Genomic DNA, 23072 nt, shown 5'->3' on the forward strand with positions numbered 1-23072 from the left:
AGCGAGAAAGAGTTTGAGCGATTTATTATCCCAAGACGAAATCGATGCGCTACTTCATGGAGTAGATGACGTTGATGAAGACGACGTTGAAGAGGCTATTGCAGATGGCACCGCTCTTGAATATGACTTTTCGTCACAAGATCGAATTGTTAGGGGAAGAATGCCAACTTTGGAGATCGTTAATGAACGATTTGCCAGACACATGCGGGTCAGTTTGTTCAACATGATGCGCCGTTCGGCTGAAGTGTCGATTAACGGTATTCAAATGATTAAGTTCGGTGAGTATATTCACACCCTGTTCGTGCCGACAAGTTTAAATATGGTGCGTTTTCGTCCTTTAAAAGGCACGGGACTGATCACCATGGAAGCTCGTTTAGTCTTTATACTTGTGGATAACTTCTTTGGTGGAGATGGGCGCTATCATGCCAAAATTGAAGGCCGAGAATTTACGCCTACCGAGCGCCGTATCATTCAAATGCTGCTCAAACTTATTTTCGAGGATTACAAAGAGGCTTGGGCGCCAGTAATGGATGTATCCTTTGAATATTTGGATTCAGAAGTTAACCCTGCAATGGCCAATATTGTTAGTCCCACAGAAGTTGTCGTTATCAGTTCGTTCCATATTGAACTTGATGGTGGTGGTGGCGATTTCCATGTGTCATTGCCTTACTCGATGCTTGAGCCGATAAGGGAGTTGCTAGATGCTGGTGTGCAAAGTGATAAGGAAGATACCGACTTGCGCTGGAGCAAGGCCCTCCGCGATGAGATAATGGACGTAAAAGTCGAGCTATCCACCCATATGATGGATTTAACCCTTAGCTTGAAAAAGATTATGGATCTTAAAGCGGGGGATATTATTCCTATTGATATGCCGGAACACATCACTGTGATGATTGAAGAATTACCTACTTTTAGAGCCAAATTAGGTCGCTCGAGAGATAATTTAGCACTTAAAATTACCGGAAAAATACCGAGACCCACATCGGTTAAATCGGAATTACAACTATTAACCAAAGGCGGTCGCAGAATAGATAGTGACGCCGAGTTACAAACCCTTGAAGATGATTTGTAACCAATCAAGAGGCAATTATTATGAGTGAAGAAGACGGCGTAGACGATTGGGCTGCAGCTATGGCTGAACAGGCCGACGTAGAAAGCAAAGATGGTAAAGCGACTGTTGCCGAATATGACGAGCTCGAAGAAGACAAAGACATATCGCCGGCGGAAAAACGTAAGCTAGACACGATTTTAGATATACCTGTGACTATTTCTATGGAAGTCGGTCGTAGCCATATCAGTATTCGAAATTTACTGCAGTTAAACCAAGGATCAGTTGTTGAATTAGACCGTGTAGCCGGTGAACCACTAGATGTGTTAGTAAATGGCACGTTGATTGCTCATGGTGAAGTAGTAGTAGTCAACGATAAATTTGGTATACGATTAACTGATGTCATTAGTCAACTGGAAAGAATCAAAAAACTCAGATAGACAAACCTCTTATAAAACAAGGGTTTGGATATTACTGAGCCCTCTGTTTTTAGCCCCTAATTCAGCTCTTGCTGAGGCAAAAACTCTCTCTGATCCCACTTCAATAGTGTCAATTTTTCTATCCTTACTGCTGGTTATAGCGGTGATTTTTATGTTGGCGTTTATAATGCGACGGTTTAACGTCACTGGTGGAAGTACAGGTCAACTTAAAGTCATTGCTTCTCTTGCTGCTGGCCCAAAAGAACGCGTCTTAGTCATTGATGTGGGAGGTGAGCAGCATCTTATTGGTGTGACAGCGCAAAACATCAACCATTTAGCTAAGCTAGATAACCCTATCGCGAATGATAAGCCCCCATCAGGTGAGAATTTTAAGGACAAGCTTAGTCTGTTTATGGCTGGAAAGTTACAGCCGACTGCCAATTCTGGCGCGAAAAAAAGTGCGGGAGAGCGCGATGAATAAGGTGATTCTAATTTTACTTGCAGGAGTTTTAATCGCCATCCCTAGTTGGGTATTCGCGGAGCCGGGTATTCCTGCATTAACCATGACTGAAAATGCGGATGGTTCACAAGACTACACGATGACATTACAAGTCGTGGCCATTATGACAGCGCTAAGTTTGCTGCCTGCTTTTATCATGATGATGACATCATTTACGCGCATCATCATAGTGTTATCAATTTTACGCCAGGCGATTGGCCTACAGCAATCGCCATCTAATCAGATTCTGATTGGTGTTAGCTTATTTTTATCAATGTTTATTATGGCGCCGGTGTTTGACAAAATTAATGAAACAGCGTTGCAACCTTACCTAAATGAGCAAATTACATCTATTCAAGCATACGAATTAGCCAAGGAGCCTTTGCGCGGTTTTATGCTCGCGCAAACCCGGGTGAAAGACTTAGAAACCTTCGTAAAAATAGGGGGCTATGAAGACCAGTTTCAGGAGCCAGCAGATGTGCCCATGAATGTGTTGATCCCTGCGTTTGTGACCAGTGAGTTAAAAACAGCTTTTCAAATTGGCTTTATGTTGTTTATTCCTTTTTTAATTTTAGATCTCGTGGTTGCCTCTATCTTGATGGCGATGGGGATGATGATGTTGTCGCCCATGATAGTGTCGCTACCGTTTAAATTAATGCTATTTGTACTGGTAGATGGTTGGAACTTAGTTTTCGGTACACTGGCTAATAGCTTTGGAATGGGGACTTAATCATGGCACCCGAGGTCTTTGTCGATATCCTAAAAGAAGCGCTCAATATGGTAATATTGTTGGTTTCAGCCATCATTTTGCCCAGTTTATTTGTTGGCTTGATTGTGGCAGTGTTTCAGGCTGCGACCTCAATCAATGAACAAACGATGAGTTTCTTACCGCGCCTAATTGTGACCCTTTTATCGCTCAGTTGGGGTGGCCATTGGCTCGTTCAAAAATTAATGGATTTTACCTTCACTATGGTTGAACGGATCCCGGAAGTGGTTGGTTAAGATGGAGTTTTCAGCGGACATTATTACTCAGTTTATGGGTGACATGTTACTGCCTTTTATGCGTATATCGGGCATGCTGGCGACAATGATCGGCCTCAGTGCTAAGACAGTGCCCACTACCGTGCGCGCATTACTAACCTTATTTATTACCCTTATTATTATACCCGTTATTCCGCCCGTGCCTGTGGCAGAGGTTTTTTCAGTGAGTACATTTGTATTAGTTATTCAGCAACTGATCATCGGTATTTCATTAGGCTTTATTTCCTCTATGGTGCTTGATACGTTTGTACTCGCTGGACAAGTTGTGGCGTTACAGACAGGTCTTGGTTTCGCATCCATTGTCGATCCGGTAAACGGTATTAGCGTTCCAGCAGTCGGGCAGTTTTATTTAATATTAGCCACTTTGCTTTTTTGGGCTCTTGATGGTCACTTAGCTATGATCCGCATGGTAGTCATGAGTTTCAGCGCATTTCCAGTAGGAGAGGCTTGGCTGCAACCTGAACAGTTTAGAGAAATTGCCCACTGGGCTGGCTGGATGTTTATTTCAGCACTAACCTTGTCGTTAGCCCCGATTGTATCGCTATTGATTGTTAATTTAGCCTTTGGCGTTATGACTAAAGCCGCACCGCAGTTAAATATATTTAGTCTAGGCTTCACCATCGCCCAGATCACAGGTTTGGTGATTATCTGGATAACTATGGATAATTTTACTTATCACTTTGAAATGCAGTGGGACCGAGCACAACAAATGATGTGTCAGTTGGTCAATGTATGTCCATAATGGAGGAGGGGCGTCATGTCTGATGCTAACGAAAAAACAGAAGACCCCACAGCCAAAAAAACAACTGACTCCCGAAAAAAAGGCCAGGTTGCTCGCTCAAAAGAGCTTTCTACTGCTTTAGTTTTAGTATTCAGTGCCGCCGCTTTTATTATGATGGGCGGGCAAATTGCCAAAGCGGTATATATTGTTTCCCAGCGTATGTTCACTTTGTCTAGGGACGAAACATATGATTTTACTCATATGTTTCAAGCATGGGGTTATGCCATTGAGGCTGTTAGTGGGCCTGTTATGTTGTATATGGTGATTATTACCGCGGCAGGTATTTACGGTAATATTGCATTGGGTGGGTATAATTTTACCTGGCAAGGTGCTGCGCCAAAGGCAAGTAAGCTCAATCCTATTGCTGGTATCAAGCGTATGTTTGGTATGAATGGTTTAGTCGAGCTGCTAAAAGCGATCGCTAAAGTGTTTGTGATCATGGGGATGGCCTACGTCGCAATGCTCGTTTTTAAAGACGAAGCTCTTCATCTTGACTTGGAGTTATACCCACAGAATTTGTTTCACGCTATGGATCTCATCTCATGGGCATTTCTTATGTTGTGTTGTGCGCTAATTCCTATCGCGGCGATTGATGTGCCTTACCAAAGCTATAAGCACAACAAAGAAATGAAAATGTCTAAACAGGAAATAAAAGACGAAAATAAAAATGCCGAGGGTGATCCACAAGTTAAAAATCGTATTCGCAGACTACAATTTCAGGCTGCAGCAAATCGTATGATGCAAGAAGTGCCGACTGCAGATGTGGTTGTCACTAACCCGACGCATTATTCGATCGCGTTGAAATACGATCAGCAGGGCAATCGAGCGCCTGTCCTTGTTGCCAAAGGAGTCGATGAAATGGCAATGCATATTCGAAAAATTGCTGGTGCTCACGACGTGCCGATTGTTGCTTCACCTATGTTAGCTCGTGCAATTTATTACTCCACGGAAGTTGAATCTGAGATCCCAGCAAAGCTATTTATGGCTGTAGCTCAAATATTAGCTTATGTCTTTCAATTAAAAGCCTATAAAAATGGCAAAGGCAAACGTCCTAAATCGATACCAAAAGACCTGCCTATCCCTTATGAATTAAGGCGTTAATGCAGTTGTTAAACATTTTGACAGCTCATATTTGTGGTGAATTGAGTTAGTTGGCGCGGTAGTTGCTTTATCAAGTTATACGTCCGCTAGGTGTCAAAAAATTCGCATTATGCAACTTACTGCTTATCTAAATAGTTTCGACAAAAGCCACTTCCAGTCAGTGATGTCTAAGATGGGTGCTCCTTTGGTCTTACTGGCCATCATGGGTATGGTTATTTTGCCCATGCCAGCGTTTCTTCTTGACGTTCTGTTCAGTTTCAATATAGCTCTATCCTTGGTTATTATCTTGGTATCGGTGTTCACTAAGAAGCCAGTGGACTTTGGTATTTTTCCACTGGTCTTGCTGATCGCCACTGTTCTGCGCTTAGCCCTAAACGTTGCATCTACTCGTATTGTGCTCCTTGAAGGGCATGAAGGCGGAGATGCGGCCGGTAAAGTTATCCAATCATTTGGTGAAGTGGTTATTGGTGGTAATTATGCGGTAGGTATCGTGGTGTTTGCGATCCTCCTTATCATTAACTTTAAAGTAGTCACCGCAGGTGCAGGTCGTATTTCAGAAGTGAGCGCACGTTTTACGCTAGATGCGATGCCTGGCAAGCAAATGGCCATAGATGCAGATTTAAACGCCGGTTTTATCGACCAAGACGAAGCACGCAAGCGCCGTTTTGAAGTCACCAGTGAAGCGGACTTTTATGGTTCAATGGACGGTGCATCCAAGTTTGTAAAAGGAGATGCGGTAGCGGGCATGTTTATCATGCTGATCAATATTGTGGGTGGTTTATTTATTGGTATCTTTCAACATGACTTGGCTTTTGGGCAAGCTGTTGAAATTTATACCTTACTGACGATTGGTGATGGGTTAGTCGCGCAAATTCCGTCGTTACTCTTATCGGTGGCGACAGCGATCATTGTGACCAGAGAAAATGATTCACAGGAAATGGGTCAAGAATTAACAAGGCAGTTGGGTAACCGTCAAGCGTTGTATATTACCAGTGGCATCCTTTTTGTTATGGGTATAGTACCGGGTATGCCTCATGTGGCCTTTCTTGGTTTTAGTGCGCTAGTCGGCGGTTATGCTTATTACCAACAGTGGAGTGAACAGAAACGCGCTTCTGCCCCCCAAGAACTTGTGCCTGTGCCTGAACGTGGTAATACCCAGCCTGCAGAAATTAAAGAACTCGGCTGGGACGATGTTCAGCACGTAGACACAATTGGTCTTGAAGTTGGTTATCGTTTAATTCCGCTGGTTGATAAATCGCAAGGCGGCGAGTTATTGACGCGTATTAAAGGAGTTCGTAAAAAATTATCGCAAGAATTGGGATTCCTTATTCCTCCGGTACATATCCGCGACAATCTAGACTTAAGCCCAAATAATTACACTATTTCAATGCTAGGTGTTACGGTTGGCGAAGCTGAAATTAGTCATGATGATGAGTTAGCTATTAACCCAGGCCAAGTATTTGGCAAGTTAGATGGCACAGTAACTAAAGATCCTGCATTTGGCCTAGATGCTGTTTGGATAAGAGCCAATCAGCGAGAGCATGCACAAACGTTAGGGTACACGGTTGTGGATAGCGCAACAGTGGTTGCGACTCATTTGAGCCAGTTATTGACTAATAACGCCTATCAGTTATTAGGCCACGAAGAAGTTCAGCAACTATTGGATATGCTCGCCAAACAAAGCCCTAAGCTGGTAGAAGGTTTAGTGCCAGATATTCTTTCATTAAGTACTGTGGTGAAAGTACTGCAAACATTGCTTTACGAAGGAGTGCCGATTCGAGATTTACGCACAATAGTACAAACCTTATGCGAATACGGCCCGAAAAGTCAGGATCCGGATGTATTGGTCTCAGCATTACGTATTTCTCTTAAACGTTTAATCATTCAAGAAATTAACGGCGGTCAAGCTGAACTACCAGTCATAACTTTGGCGCCAGAGTTGGAACAGATGTTGCACCAGTCTCTTCAAGCAGGTGGTGGGGATGGCGCTGGTATTGAACCTGGTTTAGCTGAACGTTTACAAAAGTCGCTAAATGATGCCTCTCAACAACAAGAATTAGCCGGTGAGCCTGCCGTATTATTAACGTCAGGTATGTTACGCCCAGTGTTATCACGATTCTTGAAGCACGCAGTACAAGGTTTACATGTATTGTCATACCAAGAAATTCCAGATGACAAACAAATAAAAATAGTCAGTGCGGTAGGTCAATAGTCCGTCACGAGATGTAAGTAGCAAGGGGTAAATTGTGAAAATTAGACGCTTTTATGGCAAAGATATGCGAGAAGCATTGAAACAAGTCAAAGATGAATTGGGTGATGACGCTGTCATTATGTCCAATAAAAAACTTAATGACGGTGTGGAAATTGTTGCCGCTTATGACAGAGAGCCGACGGTAAGCCCGAAACACGCTGCCCCAGCATCCGCACCTAAGCGTAAGGTTGAATCTACTCCAACGCTCAGCGAAATTATTGGTGACAGCGGACCTGATAGCTTACGTGCTCTTTTGGAAAAGCAAATAAATGCCAAAGAAGCGTCATTGCAAACTCACAAGCCAGAGGCTGTGCAAGCACAGCCACAACGTAATGCGAATCCACCCCCAGTTGCTCGGACTGCCGCTCCCCGAGTGCCTCAGCAAGAAGATGCACTTAATGAGATGCGTCAAGAACTCGCGTCGCTTCGAAATGTATTACAGTTTCAAGTGGCCGGTTTGATACAGCAAGATAAAAGCAGAAATCATCCATTGCACGGCTATTTAACCAATAAGTTACAGAAAATGGGCATTAGCCAAACGTTAGCTAATGAAGTGGTTTCGTATACGCCTGCAAAAGCTGATGAGCGTCAAGCTTGGTTGTTTTTGTTAAAGTTATTGGCAAATCGTATTCAGACTGAAGAAAGTAATTTGTTAGTAAAAGGTGGTATTGCGGTTTTAATGGGCCCTACGGGTACAGGTAAAACAACCACAGTTGCTAAATTAGCGGCACAGGCTGCGCAAAAGTATGGCGCTGAAAACGTCGGCTTAATAACGATTGATAGTTACCGTATTGCTGCTTATGAACAAATTTCTACTTACGCTCGAATCATTGGTTGCTCGGTTAAAAAAGCTCAAAATGCTGAAGAATTATCCGATTTGTTATTCCAGTTTAGAAATAAGCGTCTCATACTTATTGATACTGCGGGTTTTGGTCAAAGAGATGTTAGACTGATCAAACAGTTAGAAACGCTGAAACAAAGTACCACGTCAAACATCAGCAGTTATCTAGTGATGCAAGCAAATAGCCAGTATCAGGTTATGCAGCAAACTATAAAAGCTTATAAACAGATTTCGTTACAGGGTTGTATTTTCACCAAATTAGATGAATGCTACAGTCTTGGAGAGGCGATTAGTGCAGCCATCGAGCACAAATTGCCCGTGAGTTTTATAACCGATGGCCAAAAGGTTCCGGAAGACTTAAAAGTGGCTGAAGCAAAATTTTTGATTACCAGTGCCGCCAAGCTTTATAAAAAGCATGTATTAATTCATACTAGTGATAATTCATTAACTAACACAGCAGTGGCAGTATGATTGAGGACCAAGCAAGTAGCTTAAGAAGAATGAATCAATCGCGATTAATTAAAGTGATCGCCGTGACCGGAGGCAAGGGGGGAGTGGGTAAAACCAATGTCACCTTGAACACCGCAATATCTATGGCCCAACAGGGTAAGAGAGTGATGGTGTTGGATGCGGATTTAGGCTTAGCTAACGTTGATGTATTACTGGGCTTACGCGTCGTGAAGAATCTTTCGCACGTATTGTCGGGCGAGTGCACTCTGGACGAAGTGTTAGTTGAAGGTCCCTACGGCATTAAAATTGCCCCAGCGACCTCCGGTAGTCAGTCAATGACTGAGCTCACACCTACAGAACATGCAGGATTAATTCGAGCCTTCAGTGAACTCCGTTCACAAATCGATGTATTGATTGTTGATACTGCGGCAGGTATTTCTGACATGGTACTGAGTTTCTCGCGCGCAGCTCAAGACATTCTAGTCGTCGTGTGTGACGAACCCACTTCATTAACTGATGCTTACGCGTTGATTAAAATTCTGAATAAAGAACACGGCGTCTTTCGTTTTAAAATTGTGGCCAATATGGTGCGCAATATGCGAGAGGGGCAAGAACTATTTAATAAATTAACTAAAGTAACAAATCGCTTTTTAGATGTTGCTTTGGAATTGGTTGCCACCATCCCATTTGACGAGAATATTCGTAAATCAGTGCGCAAGCAAAAAGCGATAGTTGAAGCTTATCCGACTTCTCCTGCAGCGATAGCGATAAACAAATTAGCCCAGCAAGCGGCCAGTTGGCCGGTGCCGTCGCAACCAGGGGGACATTTAGAATTTTTCCTAGAGCAGCTTATTGTTAAAAAAGCAGTAGGCGACATCCGGTGAATAACAAAGCGTCTGCGTATCAGCAGTTAGATGATAGAAATGCGTTAGTGGAGCGTCATGCGCCATTAGTAAAACGTATTGCACACCATTTAATAGCGCGCTTACCTGCCAGTGTTCTGGTCGATGATTTGATTCAGGCGGGTATGATTGGCTTGCTTGAAGCTTCACGTAATTTTGATGGCACCAAAGGGGCGAGTTTTGAGACTTTCGCTGGTATTCGCATCCGTGGCTCCATGCTTGACGAAATACGTAAAGGGGATTGGACTCCCCGTTCAGTGCATAAAAATGGCCGTGCCATTACCAGTGCGATCAATCAAGTCGAACGTGAAACCGGGTGCGATGCTAGGGATGTTGATATCGCTAAAAAACTTGACGTGAGTATAGATCAATATCATCAGATGCTCGGGGAAGTTAATGCGGGAAAAATTATCGGCATAGAAGATTTGGGGGTGACCGAAGATGTGGTGACCAACGAACAATCCAAAGGCTCTGATACTCCGTTTGAAGATTTACTCCAAGGTTCGTTTCAAAAAGCCTTAGCCCATGCAATAACGACCCTACCTGAAAGAGAAGCGATTGTATTGTCGCTTTATTATGACGAAGAATTAAACTTGCGCGAAATAGGGGATGTCTTAGACGTCAGCGAATCGCGTGTTAGTCAAATACATAGCCAAGCGATGTTAAAACTAAAAAGTAAAATGCAAACTTGGCGTATTGAAGAATAAAACAAAACTCACAAATACTGTGATTTGCCCTGAGCGGAGATTATTTTGGACAAAAACATGAAAATTTTGGTTGTTGATGATTTCTCGACTATGCGTCGTATCATCAAAAACCTGTTAAAAGATTTAGGGTTTACCAACATTCAAGAAGCGGATGATGGAAGCACAGCATTGCCTATGCTGCAACAAGGTGATTTTGATTTTGTTGTCACTGATTGGAATATGCCAGGCATGCAAGGCATTGATTTACTTCGTGCGATTCGTGCAGATGAAAATCTGAAACATACGCCTGTGTTAATGGTGACTGCTGAAGCTAAGAAAGAACAAATCGTTGCCGCTGCACAAGCAGGGGTTAATGGTTATGTCATCAAACCGTTTACTGCAGCAACACTTAAAGAGAAGTTGACAAAAATATTTGAACGTTTAGGTTAATTTAGGCTTTTCAGAACAAAAAGGAAGGCCATATGACCTCAAGTTCTGCTCCAATGTCGTTAGAAGATGCAAAGCAACTCGTTGTGATGCTTGAAAATGGCGATAATCAAAGCGCTAGAAAATTACTCGATAGTGTCAGTGACAGTAATTCAGTTGAATTATTTGAAGAGGTGGGCAAGTTAACTCGTCAACTTCATGATTCGCTTAATAACTTTCAACTCGATGAACGTATCGCTAACTTAGCAAACGAAGAGATCCCCGACGCCAAAACTCGACTTACCTACGTTATTGAAACCACTGAGAAAGCGGCGAACCGTACGATGGATCTTGTTGATAGCAGCATGCCGATTGCAGAAAAATTCAACTCGGAAATAAACGCAATTCTCCCTGAGTGGAAGAAACTATTGGGTCGTGAATTAGCGGTAGGTGAATTTAATACCTTGTACCATCGTCTAGATACTTTTTTAGAGGAAGGTGAAGCTGAGTCGAGGAAATTAAATGAACTACTTACTGAAATGCTACTTGCCCAAAGCTACCAAGATATAACAGGACAAGTTATTCGTCGTGTTATTGAACTGGTTAAAGTAGTGGAAGATAGTTTAGTTCATATGTTAACTATGTTTGGTGGTGCAGAATCGCTGGAAATAACTCATATATCTGATAAACAAGCCGATAGTGTTAAAGCGGAAGGCCCTATTATCGATGCCGCTAACCGTGACGATGTCGCATCTGACCAAGATGATGTTGATGATTTACTATCAAGTTTAGGATTTTAGAGGCGTTAGAATATGGCGTTTGATGTTGACGAGGAAATTCTTCAAGATTTTTTGGTTGAAGCCGGTGAACTGTTAGAACAGCTTCAGGAGCAACTCGTTGAATTGGAAAACAATCCACAAGATGCAGAGTTACTCAATGCTATTTTTCGTGGCTACCATACCGTAAAAGGCGGCGCAGGTTTTCTTTCGCTCACTGAGTTGGTGGATATTTGTCACGGAGCCGAAAACGTATTTGACGTAATGCGCAATGGGCAACGTACTTTAACACCAGAACTTATGGATATTATTCTTCAAGCTACAGATGAAGTGGTGGCTATGTTTGAAGATGTTAAATCCCAAAAGCCGCTTGTGCCAGCGAGTCAAAATTTACTCGATACCCTACATCGTCTTAGCAAGCCTGAGTCAAAAGATGACATCGCTAACGTCGCACAAGCAGAATCACAAAGTAAAGCCGTACTGAAGTCTGAGCCTGCTACTAAATCAGAATCGGATGATTTTGATGAATCTGAATTTGAAGCATTGTTAGACGAATTACATGGTAAAGGCAATCCGGTTAGTAAAAGTGCCTCTGGTCAGTCTTCAGCTGTCGCCTCTGGAACCGCAGACGATAACAACGATATCAGTGATGATGAATTTGAAGCTTTACTCGATCAGCTTCACGGAGAAGGCCAATTCGGTGAAGGTCAAAATACCTCATCAGATAAGCTTGAAGCGCCTGTTGAAGTACCTACGGCGAAAACACTTTCAACTGATGATGAGGATATTAGCGATGATGAATTTGAGGCTCTGCTAGACCAGCTACATGGCAAAGGCAAAGCGCCTACCACTGATACAAAGCCCGATCCTGTTAAACCAGTTGTACATGAAAAACATAAGTTAGATTCAGCCGGCAGTGCTAGTGAACCCAGTGTGCCTTCGATCGCGCCTACCCAAGCCAGTGCACCTATAACTAATTCGCAGCCTGAAAAAAATAAACAGGCGGTGGCCAAACGAGAAGAAAAACGACCATCGGTTGCGCAGCCAGAAACTACGGTACGGGTTGATACTAAGCGCTTAGATCAAATTATGAATATGGTCGGCGAGTTAGTATTAGTGCGAAATCGATTACTTAGCCTTGGGTTAACGGTAAACGACGAAAGCATGTCTAAAGCTATCGCCAATTTAGATGTTGTGACAGGAGATTTGCAAGGCGCGGTAATGAAGACGCGAATGCAACCTATCAAAAAAGTGTTTGGGCGTTTTCCTCGAGTTGTTAGAGACTTAGCCCGCACATTGAATAAAGAAATTACCCTTGAGCTTGAAGGTGAAGAGACTGATTTAGATAAAAACTTGGTTGAAGCCTTAGCGGATCCATTAGTGCATTTAGTGCGTAACTCGGTAGATCACGGTATTGAAATGCCTGCAGATCGTATTGCCGCTGGCAAGCCTTCATTAGGAACCGTCAAATTATCAGCATCTCAAGAAGGGGATCATATTTTACTTAGCATCATCGATGATGGTAAAGGAATGGATCCTGAAAAACTTAAAGAGATTGCGATATCTCGGGGAGTACTTGATACCGACGCCGCTGCACGTATGTCGGATGAAGAAGCTTTTAATTTGATTTTTGCCCCCGGTTTTTCTACTAAAACCGAAATATCCGAAGTGTCAGGCCGCGGTGTAGGCATGGATGTGGTTAAAACCAAGATCAATCAATTAAATGGTTCGGTTAAAATTGATTCAGTGCTAGGTAAGGGGACAACGTTAGAGATCAAAGTACCGTTAACCCTAGCCATATTGCCGACATTAATGATAGTGGTCGGCGATCAAACGTTTGCTTTACCCTTAGGCTCGGTTAACGAAATAATTAATATGGATATGAGCAAGACTAATATGGTTGACGGACAGTTAACTAAAATAGTGCGTTCTAAAGCGATACCCTTATTTTATTTACGTGAGTGGCTAGTGCGCAAAAATGCTAAAGCAATACCGTTAGACCGCTCGAAAGGACATGTAGTTGTGGTACAAATTGGTACTCAACAACTCGGTTTTGTCGTTGACGCGCTTATTGGACAAGAAGAAGTAGTCATTAAACCACTAGATGAATTACTGCAAGGTACGCCCGGAATGGCGGGGGCAACGATTACTAGCGATGGTGGTATTGCGTTGATCCTCGATGTACCTGGTTTATTAAAACATTATGCTAAGAAAAAGGCTGATGCCATTCGGCAAGCGCGATAATCTCGAGGTTTTGAAAGAAGATACATGGCTTATAAGATTTTAATAGTTGATGATTCGATTTTTTTTAGGCGCCGTGTAAAAGAAATTTTAGAGCAAGACTCAAGTTTAGAAGTGATTGGTGAAGCCAGAAACGGGCAAGAAGCGATTGATATGGTCATTCGGCTCAATCCAGATGTAGTGACCATGGATATAGAAATGCCCATTATGGACGGCATAACTGCGGTTAAGAAAATTATGGCGCGTAAGCCAGTGCCGATTATTATGTTTTCGTCTCTTACCTCAGAAGGTGCTAAAGCCACGCTCGACGCACTGGACGCGGGCGCCATGGATTTTTTACCTAAGAAATTCGATGATATTGCCAGTAATCGTCGTGAAGCAGTTGCGCTGTTGCAAGCTAGAGTTAAAGGTCTTTGCCGCAAACATCATGGATTTCGTTCTTCAATAGCGGCTGTTGCGCCACCGAAAGCTATTTTGTTTAATAAGCCTGTTAGACGCAATACCAGCAGCTCTGCGGTGCAATCAACCAGAAGTTCCCCGGTTTCTGTAGCTGCTTATGCTTCGTCGTCTGCAGGGATCCCATCAGGCAAAAAATACCGCTGTTTAACGATAGGTACGTCAACCGGTGGGCCAGTTGCTTTGCAAAAAGTGTTGACCAATATCCCGAAAAATTTTCCTTATCCTATATTTATTGTTCAGCATATGCCTGGCGCTTTTACGCGTGCATTTGCTGAAAGGCTAAATCAACTGTCTAAACTTACTGTGAAAGAAGCCGAAGATGGAGAAACTGTTGAGGCCGGTGTGGCTTATTTAGCGCCTGGTGGGCGTCAACTGATAGTTCAAAATGATAGTCATAGAGTGAAATTTAGTGTTTATGATGCGCCAGACACTGCCGATATATTGTATAAGCCCTGCGTGGATATCACCTTTGAGTCAATTGCCAAAGTTTATGCTGGAGACGTGCTAGGCATTATTCTCACTGGTATGGGAGCTGACGGGAAAATAGGCGCTACTGAGCTGAAGAGAAAAGGCGCAAAAATTTGGGCTCAAGATGAAAGAAGTTCAGTGGTGTATGGTATGCCACAAGCAGTAATGTCTTCAGGGATTGCCGAAAGAGAGTTTTCTATTGATTCATTCGAAAGCAATATTGTAAAGGAAATGGTTTAGCGTGTTTTGTCCTGGCTGCCCAGGCAAATGTATTTATCTGCAACGCGACCAGAAAGCCACTAAAAGGTAATTAACGTGAAGGTGTGGACTGTTGCAAACCAAAAAGGGGGGGTCGGTAAAACTACGACAGCAGTTACCCTAGGAGGTTTGCTCGCGCAACGTGGGGCAAAGGTGATTTTAGTAGACACCGATCCTCATGCATCCTTAAGTTATTATTTTGGTATTGATTCTGACGATTTGACGCGCAGCTTATATGATATTTTTGTGCATGATAACCCCTTAGATAAAGATACGGTTTTGGACTGTCTGTGTTCAACAAAGCTTGATTCACTCTTCATCCTGCCAGCTAGCATGGCATTAGCTACCCTAGACCGTAAACTAGGTAATCAAAGTGGCATGGGACTCATTTTGAAGAAAGCGTTGGCACTACTCGATGAAGAATTTGACTATGCAATTATTGATTGCCCGCCTGTATTGGGGGTATTGATGGTTAACGCGTTAGCGGCATCCACTCGCGTTATTATTCCAGTACAAACTGAGTTTTTAGCCTTAAAGGGTTTAGATAGAATGCTCGATTCACTGCACATTATGCAGCAGTCTTTACGTAAAAAATTTAGTTACACGATAGTTCCAACTATGTTTGATAAACGCGTGAAAGCAGCAATTGCGGCGTATCAAACATTACGTGGAACGCATGGTGATTCAGTGTGGCAAGGGTTAATTCCTATTGACACAAAATTTCGTGACGCCAGTGCAAATCATGCTCTGCCGTCGATTCATGCTCCCAAGGCTAGGGGCGTATTAGCTTATACCAGTTTATTACGTCATTTACGTTTGTTAGAGGCAGCTAAATGAGTCGTAGAACATTTGGTAAGAAAGATGTCATGGAAGAATATTTGTCTTCTTTACTCACCGAAGACGATAGCAACTTTGAACCATTAGAGCGTGTTAGTAAATTGTTGAGCAGTGCAACAGCATTGGTTAATGCCGAGCCTGAAGATAGTGACGTTGCGCCCGAGCAAGCGATAAGCCAAGACAACCGAGATAAAAATATATTAGAAGCGTCGTTGATTGCTTCAGCTAGCGAATTACAGGCAGAAGTACCAAATAATAATTCAACGGTAGAAGTACGAGATGCCACAGACAGCATTATCGACCATAATGAACAAGATACAGGTGTATATTTAGAACCGTTTCAAACGCTTATTTTTGAAGTTGCGGGATTATCACTAGCGCTTCCTTTAACTGAGCTAGGTGGAATACATCAATTGGCAGACGTAACGCCTATTTTTGGTAAACCTAATTGGTTCAAAGGGGTCATGTTACACCGTGATGAAAAGATGAATGTAGTGGATACTGCTATGTGGGTTATGCCGGAAAAATGCAACGAAAAGCTAGCCGATTCAGCGAAAAATCAATATCTTATTATGTTGGACAATAGTGGTTGGGGATTAGCGTGTGAACGTATTATTGACACCATCACTTTGCAACCCGATGACGTAAAGTGGCGTAAGTTTGATGGCAAGCGCATCTGGCTTAGTGGCATGGTCAAGAAAAAAATGTGTGCCTTGGTAAATGTTAAGCAACTTATTCGTTTGCTTGACCAAGGTATGAATAGTAATGACAACTAGCAAAATGATGCTGGAGTAGCAAATATGACTGATGATAGAACATCAAGTAACGCATCTTCTGATCGCAACGATGAAGTATTGCAGTGGGTAACTTACAAATTAGGTGAAGAGACCTACGGCATTAACGTTATGCAGGTGCAAGAGGTTTTACGCCACACCGAAATTGCGCCAGTGCCCGGTGCGCCTGATTATGTGTTAGGCATTATTAACCTTCGCGGTAATGTCGTCACTGTTATTGATACGCGCGCTCGTTTTGGATTAGAGCCTACAGATCTAACTGACAGCACACGTATCGTTATTATCGAATCTGAAGAGCAGGTGCTAGGTATATTGGTCGACAGTGTTGCCGAAGTGGTTTACTTACGTTCATCGGAAATCGATAGTGCACCAAATGTTGGAACGGAAGAGAGCGCTAAGTTTATCCAAGGTGTGAGTAATCGCGATGGTCAGTTGTTGATCTTGGTTGATCTGAACAAACTCTTGAGTGATGAAGAGTGGGATGAGTTAACGAATATTTAATTCGTAACGCTGACTAGTAAAGCAACTGGACGCAAATGTGGAAATAAATCATCTGATTTACTTGGTTATTATTATCGCCATCGTGCTATTTATTGGTGTTTGTACGGTGCTGGCAAAGCGTATCGCGGGGTTGCAAGAAAAATGCGAACAACAGCAAATGCATATGGCGGCGTTACAAGAGCAATTGCTTGTTAATCAACAGGAATTGCAAGAAGTACGAGTGGGTAGTATCGGCATGGGGGACAAAATAAAAGCGTTGGTCACGACGGTTAAGCAAACTGCCGTTCAGCAGGAACAACTGGCCAATCAAGATCCGCAAAATCGTTTATATCAACAAGCGGCAAAGTTAGTTGCAAGCGGCTACTCGGTTGAAGATTTAATGCATGAATGCGATATGCCTAAGGCTGAAGCTGAGTTAATTTACAATCTTCATAAGGGGTAATCGTTACCATCTTTTCTTATTTCTATTCGATTACCTGAATCGTTTCTCCAATCCGTTTACTGTTTGATTTTTCTCCTTACCTTAAAGGTACTGCTCAGTTAATCGGTGCACTAGATGAAATTCGTTTAACATCGTCATTGGCTTTAGCGTATATCTGGCCGTTAAGATACAGCATTCAATAAAGGTATTTGTCTCTTTAATTACTGTGCAATGAGTCAATCTCGCAGTTGGCAATAATTTTAAATCGGTTGTCGTTTACACATACGTGTAATACCAATATTTTCAAATAGTTTACGTTTAGACGTCTAGACGTAAAGATGTTGACATTTATCTCGTTTTGCTCCAGATTTAGAGCCTCTCAACACAACTTGGAGCCATTATGCCTATTCGTATTCCTACTGAATTGCCTGCACAAAGCATTTTAAATAGTGAGAATATTTTTGTGATGGATACCGATCGCGCAGCCATGCAGGACATCCGTCCACTGGAAGTGGGTATCTTGAATTTAATGCCCAACAAGATGGAAACAGAGGTGCAATTTCTGCGTTTACTGTCAAATACACCACTACAAATCAATGTGGATTTAATTCGCATTGATAATCAAGCGCCAAAGAATACCCCTGAATCCCACATGAAAGCGTTTTATCAAAACTTTGATGATGTCGCTGATAAGCAATACGATGGTTTGATTGTGACTGGCGCGCCATTAGCATTGTTAGATTATGACGATGTAAAGTATTGGGAGAAAATGAAAGTAGTGCTGGAGTGGGCTCAGCGTCATGTGCAATCCACGCTATTCTCCTGCTGGGCTGCACACGCGGCCTTATATCACTTCCATGGAAAAAATCGTAGACTGCGTGACGAAAAGCTCAGCGGAATATTCGCCCATCAGGTGCGGGATGAACATAACGAATTAATGCGCGGTTTTGATCCGATTTTTAATGCTCCCCATTCACGCTATGGCGAAATTAGTATCGCTGATTATGAATCTGTGGACGGTTTGAAAGTGCTCGCGAGCTCTGAAAAAACAGGCGCATATATTGTTGCCTCAGAAGATAAACGCTTAGTGTTTGTTACAGGACACCCAGAATATGCCCCAGACAGTTTAGATCAAGAATACCAGCGAGACATCAACGCCGGTTTAGAGGCAATTATTCCCGAAAATTACTATCCTGAAGACGATCCTACACAAGCCCCTATGGTGACTTGGCGAGCTCATGGTAGTTTGCTGTTTACCAATTGGTTAAACTACTACGTATATCAGAACACGCCTTATGATTTGGCATCATTGTCAAAAAAAGACTAGAACAATTTATTTATCAGTTTTAAAGGAAATATAGTGTCAACAGTATCCTCAGAACAAGCCCTGCACGACGCTGCAAAAAAACGCATTCTTATTTTAGATGGCGCCATGGGAACCATGATCCAAGCTCATGATTTTCAAGAAGATGATTACCGCGGTGAGCGCTTTATCGATTGGCAAAGCGATGTCAAAGGTAATAATGATTTACTGACTTTGACGCAGCCAGATGCGATTTATGATATTCATTGCGCATATCTTGCTGCAGGGGCGGATATTATTGAGACCAACACCTTTAATGCCACTACGATTTCAATGGCTGATTACAATATGCAATCTCTTGCCAAGGAGATAAATATAGAGGCAGCAAAATTAGCGCGTAAAGCTGCCGATAAATATTCTGCATTAACACCGGATAAACCGCGTTTTGTGGCGGGTGTATTAGGGCCGACAAGTCGCACTGCATCAATTTCACCAAATGTGAATGATCCTAGTGAGCGTAACGTAACGTTTGACCAATTAGTCGAGGCATATGTAGAAGCAACGCACGGATTGATCGAAGGCGGCGCTGATCTAATCATGATAGAAACGATATTCGACACACTCAATGCAAAAGCTGCAGCTTTTGCCGTTGATACAGTATTTGAAGCGTTAGGCAAATCCTTACCGGTTATGATTTCAGGTACAATAACCGACGCATCAGGCAGAACGTTATCGGGCCAGACTGCTGAAGCATTTTATTATTCGATGCGCCATACTAACCCGTTTTCGTTCGGTTTGAATTGCGCGTTAGGCCCTGATTTGTTACGCCAGTATGTAGATGAAGTGGCTACTGTAGCTGAGTGTCTGGTTTCAGCGCATCCTAACGCTGGTTTGCCAAATGAGTTTGGTGAGTACGATCTAGAAAGCGATGAAATGGCAGAACATATCCGTGAATGGGCGCACTCTGGGCTAGTAAATATAGTTGGTGGTTGTTGTGGTTCAACCCCCGAACACATTGCTGCTATCGCAAATGTGGTAGATGGTGTGGCACCCCGTGTTATCCCTAAACGCGAGGTCAAACTGCGATTATCGGGACTGGAGCCTTTTGTGCATTAATTTGCAGCCAAAAGACGTAATGATCGCGGGTCGCTTGGTTACCAAGCCCCGGGAAGTAGTATATGAACAAAATTTAGTAGACTGAGTGACTTATGACCAAAGCAAGTGCATCTTTTATCAATGTCGGCGAGCGTACCAATGTAACAGGTTCTGCCATGTTCAAGCGCCTAATTCTAGAAGACGATTTTGAAAAAGCGTTAGATGTTGCTCGTCAGCAAGTAGAAAACGGTGCACAGATCATCGATATCAACATGGACGAAGCCATGTTGGACTCAGAAGCGGCCATGACTCGCTTCTTAAACTTGATTGCTTCCGAGCCTGATATTTCTCGCGTGCCCATTATGATTGACTCATCTAAATGGTCAGTTATTGAAGCGGGTTTAAAGTGCGTACAAGGCAAGGCAATAGTTAACTCTATTAGCTTAAAAGAGGGGGAAGAGAACTTCTTACATCAGGCGAAATTGCTTAAGCGCTATGGAGCAGCTACGGTTGTTATGGCGTTTGATGAAGCAGGTCAAGCAGATACTGAAGACCGTAAATTTGAAATTTGTCAGCGCAGCTATCGGCTTTTAACTGAGAAAATCGGTTTTCCACCAGAAGATATTATTTTTGATCCGAATATCTTCGCCGTGGCGACAGGTATCGAAGAACACAACAACTATGCAGTAGATTTTATTAACGCCACTCGGCGTATTACCCAAGAATTACCTCATGCCCATATATCCGGCGGCTTATCGAACGTTTCTTTTTCATTTCGCGGGAATAATCCGGTACGCGAAGCAATGCACTCGGTGTTTTTGTACCATGCTATCAAAGCTGGAATGGACATGGGCATCGTTAATGCTGGCCAACTTGAAGTATATGACCAAATCCCAGCGGAGCTCAAAGAAGCGGTTGAGGATGTGATACTCAATCGGAATGCCGAGGCAACAGATCGCTTATTAGAACTCGCGCCAAAGTATCAAGGGGATGGTAAGGCCCAAGTTAAAGAAAACCTTGAGTGGCGTCAATTGCCCGTTAATAAGCGTTTAGAGCATGCACTTGTTCGAGGTATTACCGATTATATTGATGAGGATACTGAACTAGCGCGCCAACAAGCTGAAAAGCCATTACATGTTATCGAAGGTCCGTTAATGGATGGCATGAACGTGGTGGGTGATTTATTTGGTGAAGGTAAAATGTTCCTTCCCCAAGTGGTTAAATCAGCTCGGGTTATGAAAAAAGCCGTCGCATATTTAAATCCTTACATTGAAGCTACAAAGGATGTGGGCAGTACTAACGGTAAGATTTTACTGGCGACGGTAAAAGGTGATGTACATGACATCGGTAAGAACATTGTGGGTGTGGTTCTGCAATGTAATAACTTTGAAATTATCGATTTAGGTGTAATGGTGCCTTGCGCAAAAATCCTGCAAGTCGCCAAAGACAAAAATGTCGACATGATTGGCCTGTCTGGCTTGATTACCCCTTCTCTGGACGAAATGGTCTATGTAGCCAAGGAAATGCAACGCCTAGGTTTAGATTTGCCGCTACTCATTGGCGGGGCGACTACATCAAAAGCACACACAGCCGTTAAAATTGAACAAAACTATGACCAACCCGTTGTGTATGTGCCCAATGCCAGTAGAGCGGTGGGCGTGTGCCAAAAACTTATTTCCAAGGAGCACCGCCCAGCATACGCGGTACAAATATCTAAAGAATATGATGTGGTACGTGAGCAACATGCTCGTAAGAAACCTCGTAGCCGCCCCGTCAGCCTCGAGAAAGCCCGGGCTAATGGGGCAGACATAGATTGGAGTCAATATACTCCTCCGGTGCCTAAACATTTAGGCGTGCAAACGGTTTCGGTCGATCTGGCCGATCTGCGCGCGTACATAGACTGGACGCCGTTTTTCTTAACTTGGTCGTTGGCGGGTAAATATCCGCGTATCTTGCAAGATGAGGTAGTCGGTAAGGAAGCGCAATCGGTATTCAATGACGCTATGGCCTTATTAGACGATCTATGTGCCAATAAAAAACTACAAGCCAAGGGGGTTGTGGGTATTTTCCCAGCTAATCGAGTTGATGATGATATTGAAGTTTACACTGATGAGCAACGCACAGAGGTGCAAGAAGTGTGTCATCACTTGCGTCAACAAACCGAGAAGGCTAAAGGTTATAACAATTGTTTAAGTGACTTTATTGCACCAAAATCTTCTCATAAAGCCGACTACTTGGGCGCGTTCGCTGTGACCGCTGGTATTGGCGAAGATGAGCTCGCCAACGCGTACATTGCTGATGGCGATGATTATAATGGTATTATGGTCAAAGCACTGGCTGATCGTCTTGCTGAAGGCTTTGCCGAATACTTACATGAGAAAGTGCGCAAAGATATTTGGGGATTTGCACCAGATGAATCCCTCAGTAATGAAGAATTGATTCGCGAGAAATATCAAGGTATCAGACCTGCGCCTGGTTATGCTGCTTGTCCTGAGCATACTGAGAAACAAGCTATATGGAACTTGCTCGATGCGCAAAAAAATACCGGTATGAAATTGACCGAAAGCTATGCTATGTGGCCAGGAGCGGCAGTGTCAGGTTGGTATTTTTCTCATCCTGAAGCACGTTATTTTGCAGTCGCTCAAATTCAAAGAGATCAAATGCTTGACTATGCTAAGCGTAAAAACTGGTCTGAGTTAGAAGCTGAAAAATGGCTTGGGCCAAATCTTAATAACTAGTATTGCAGCTGGTATCGCGACAAACATAAATTGGAAAGCGCAAGTTTAACCACACAAAGTGAAAGCACAAATAACCATGAGTGATAAACGTTTTAGCCCATCATGTGAAAATAACCGAATGCCTATTTTAGCGGTATTAAAAGAAGTACTGATTGATTGCACACATTTGCTCGAAATAGGCTCTGGTACTGGACAACATGCTGCTTATTTTGCTCCTGAATTAGCCCATTTATGTTGGCAAACGAGCGATCTGACGGTCAATCATCCCAGTATTCAGGCGTGGCTTGCGCATACAAATGCAACTAATATCCGTCAACCTTTGGCATTTCAAATCGGTTTGGATAAATGGCCTGGGCAGGTTGTCGATAGCGTATATACGGCTAATACTACGCATATCATGCAGCCCCATGAAGCGCAAAATATGATGGGACTAGTAGCGAACAATTTACCTTCAGGGGGCGTGTTTTGTCAGTATGGTCCGTTTACGGTTGATAACGCATTTACGAGCGAAAGTAACTTAGCTTTTAATCAGCATTTATTGAATGAGGGATGCGGCGGTATTCGCGATATCGACGAATTAGCAGGTTGGGCTAAGGGACTTTCTCTTACTGAAATGCGCCCAATGCCAGCCAATAATTTTATGTTGATTTGGCGCAAACCATAACGCTGAACATTGCTGTTCACAGCATGCTACCTTCCATATAAAACGCCTTTGCGTTATCACTACAATATAGTG

General features: G+C 43.0%; 23 protein-coding genes. All 23 read left to right on the top strand.

Going from position 1 to position 23072, the window contains the following annotated elements; all coding sequences use genetic code 11:
* Positions 1-13 precede the first annotated feature (13 nt).
* The 23 genes from fliM (at position 14) to GQS54_RS15805 (ending at position 23000) form a co-directional block, all read left to right on the top strand.
* The gene (gene fliM / locus GQS54_RS15695; RefSeq protein ID WP_158770740.1) at positions 14-1072 is read left to right on the top strand and encodes a flagellar motor switch protein FliM; all 1059 of its coding nucleotides are present in this window, start codon (positions 14-16) and stop codon (positions 1070-1072) included.
* A 20-nt stretch (positions 1073-1092) separates the two neighbouring features.
* On the top strand, positions 1093-1488 hold the full coding sequence (gene fliN, locus GQS54_RS15700; RefSeq protein ID WP_166424918.1) for a flagellar motor switch protein FliN: 396 nt from the start codon (positions 1093-1095) through the stop codon (positions 1486-1488).
* On the top strand, positions 1448-1948 hold the full coding sequence (gene fliO, locus GQS54_RS15705; protein WP_166424919.1) for a flagellar biosynthetic protein FliO: 501 nt from the start codon (positions 1448-1450) through the stop codon (positions 1946-1948). The genes fliN and fliO overlap by 41 nt, the downstream gene beginning before the upstream one ends.
* A complete protein-coding gene (fliP, locus tag GQS54_RS15710; protein WP_166424920.1) occupies positions 1941-2696 on the top strand; it encodes a flagellar type III secretion system pore protein FliP in 756 nt (251 codons plus the stop codon). Before fliO ends, fliP begins: the two co-directional genes overlap by 8 nt.
* 2 nt (positions 2697-2698) lie before the next feature.
* The gene (fliQ, locus tag GQS54_RS15715; RefSeq protein WP_158770736.1) at positions 2699-2968 is read left to right on the top strand and encodes a flagellar biosynthesis protein FliQ; all 270 of its coding nucleotides are present in this window, start codon (positions 2699-2701) and stop codon (positions 2966-2968) included.
* A 1-nt stretch (position 2969) separates the two neighbouring features.
* Positions 2970-3749, top strand: coding sequence for a flagellar biosynthetic protein FliR (fliR, locus tag GQS54_RS15720; protein ID WP_166424921.1), 780 nt, complete (start codon positions 2970-2972; stop codon positions 3747-3749).
* A 15-nt stretch (positions 3750-3764) separates the two neighbouring features.
* Positions 3765-4889 carry a flagellar biosynthesis protein FlhB gene (flhB, locus tag GQS54_RS15725; RefSeq protein WP_166424922.1) on the top strand — a complete coding sequence of 375 codons (1125 nt, stop codon included), beginning with the start codon at positions 3765-3767 and terminating at the stop codon, positions 4887-4889.
* Positions 4890-4998: 109 nt separating this feature from the next.
* Positions 4999-7101, top strand: coding sequence for a flagellar biosynthesis protein FlhA (flhA, locus tag GQS54_RS15730; protein WP_166424923.1), 2103 nt, complete (start codon positions 4999-5001; stop codon positions 7099-7101).
* Between the two features lie 34 nt (positions 7102-7135).
* Positions 7136-8452 carry a flagellar biosynthesis protein FlhF gene (gene flhF, locus GQS54_RS15735; RefSeq protein WP_166424924.1) on the top strand — a complete coding sequence of 439 codons (1317 nt, stop codon included), beginning with the start codon at positions 7136-7138 and terminating at the stop codon, positions 8450-8452.
* Positions 8449-9315: a MinD/ParA family protein gene (locus GQS54_RS15740; protein ID WP_158770731.1), complete on the top strand. Its 867-nt coding sequence runs from the start codon at positions 8449-8451 to the stop codon at positions 9313-9315. The genes flhF and GQS54_RS15740 overlap by 4 nt, the downstream gene beginning before the upstream one ends.
* Entirely contained in the window at positions 9312-10040 is a 729-nt protein-coding gene (locus tag GQS54_RS15745) for an RNA polymerase sigma factor FliA (RefSeq protein WP_166424925.1), read from the top strand. The genes GQS54_RS15740 and GQS54_RS15745 overlap by 4 nt, the downstream gene beginning before the upstream one ends.
* A gap of 45 nt (positions 10041-10085) precedes the next feature.
* A complete protein-coding gene (cheY, locus tag GQS54_RS15750) occupies positions 10086-10469 on the top strand; it encodes a chemotaxis response regulator CheY (RefSeq protein WP_158770729.1) in 384 nt (127 codons plus the stop codon).
* A 32-nt stretch (positions 10470-10501) separates the two neighbouring features.
* The gene (locus GQS54_RS15755) at positions 10502-11245 is read left to right on the top strand and encodes a protein phosphatase CheZ (RefSeq protein WP_166424926.1); all 744 of its coding nucleotides are present in this window, start codon (positions 10502-10504) and stop codon (positions 11243-11245) included.
* A 12-nt stretch (positions 11246-11257) separates the two neighbouring features.
* Positions 11258-13465: a chemotaxis protein CheA gene (locus GQS54_RS15760; RefSeq protein WP_166424927.1), complete on the top strand. Its 2208-nt coding sequence runs from the start codon at positions 11258-11260 to the stop codon at positions 13463-13465.
* Positions 13466-13489: 24 nt separating this feature from the next.
* A complete protein-coding gene (locus tag GQS54_RS15765; RefSeq protein ID WP_166424928.1) occupies positions 13490-14629 on the top strand; it encodes a chemotaxis response regulator protein-glutamate methylesterase in 1140 nt (379 codons plus the stop codon).
* A gap of 75 nt (positions 14630-14704) precedes the next feature.
* The gene (locus tag GQS54_RS15770) at positions 14705-15484 is read left to right on the top strand and encodes a ParA family protein (protein ID WP_166424929.1); all 780 of its coding nucleotides are present in this window, start codon (positions 14705-14707) and stop codon (positions 15482-15484) included.
* Positions 15481-16260, top strand: coding sequence for a chemotaxis protein CheW (locus GQS54_RS15775; RefSeq protein WP_205967787.1), 780 nt, complete (start codon positions 15481-15483; stop codon positions 16258-16260). The genes GQS54_RS15770 and GQS54_RS15775 overlap by 4 nt, the downstream gene beginning before the upstream one ends.
* A 24-nt stretch (positions 16261-16284) precedes the next feature.
* Positions 16285-16779, top strand: a complete 495-nt coding sequence (locus tag GQS54_RS15780; protein ID WP_166424930.1) for a chemotaxis protein CheW — start codon at positions 16285-16287, stop codon at positions 16777-16779.
* Between the two features lie 37 nt (positions 16780-16816).
* Complete coding sequence (locus GQS54_RS15785; RefSeq protein WP_166424931.1) at positions 16817-17221, top strand: DUF2802 domain-containing protein; 405 nt, start codon at positions 16817-16819, stop codon at positions 17219-17221.
* Positions 17222-17600: 379 nt separating this feature from the next.
* The gene (gene metA, locus GQS54_RS15790) at positions 17601-18527 is read left to right on the top strand and encodes a homoserine O-succinyltransferase (protein WP_166424932.1); all 927 of its coding nucleotides are present in this window, start codon (positions 17601-17603) and stop codon (positions 18525-18527) included.
* A 33-nt stretch (positions 18528-18560) separates the two neighbouring features.
* Positions 18561-19619, top strand: coding sequence for a homocysteine S-methyltransferase family protein (locus GQS54_RS15795; RefSeq protein ID WP_166424933.1), 1059 nt, complete (start codon positions 18561-18563; stop codon positions 19617-19619).
* Positions 19620-19711: 92 nt separating this feature from the next.
* Positions 19712-22336: a methionine synthase gene (gene metH, locus GQS54_RS15800; protein ID WP_166424934.1), complete on the top strand. Its 2625-nt coding sequence runs from the start codon at positions 19712-19714 to the stop codon at positions 22334-22336.
* 76 nt (positions 22337-22412) lie between these two features.
* Complete coding sequence (locus GQS54_RS15805; protein WP_166424935.1) at positions 22413-23000, top strand: DUF938 domain-containing protein; 588 nt, start codon at positions 22413-22415, stop codon at positions 22998-23000.
* The last annotated feature ends 72 nt before the right edge of the window (positions 23001-23072 follow it).

This window comes from Paraglaciecola sp. 20A4 (assembly GCF_011378905.1).
Classification (GTDB): domain Bacteria; phylum Pseudomonadota; class Gammaproteobacteria; order Enterobacterales; family Alteromonadaceae; genus Paraglaciecola.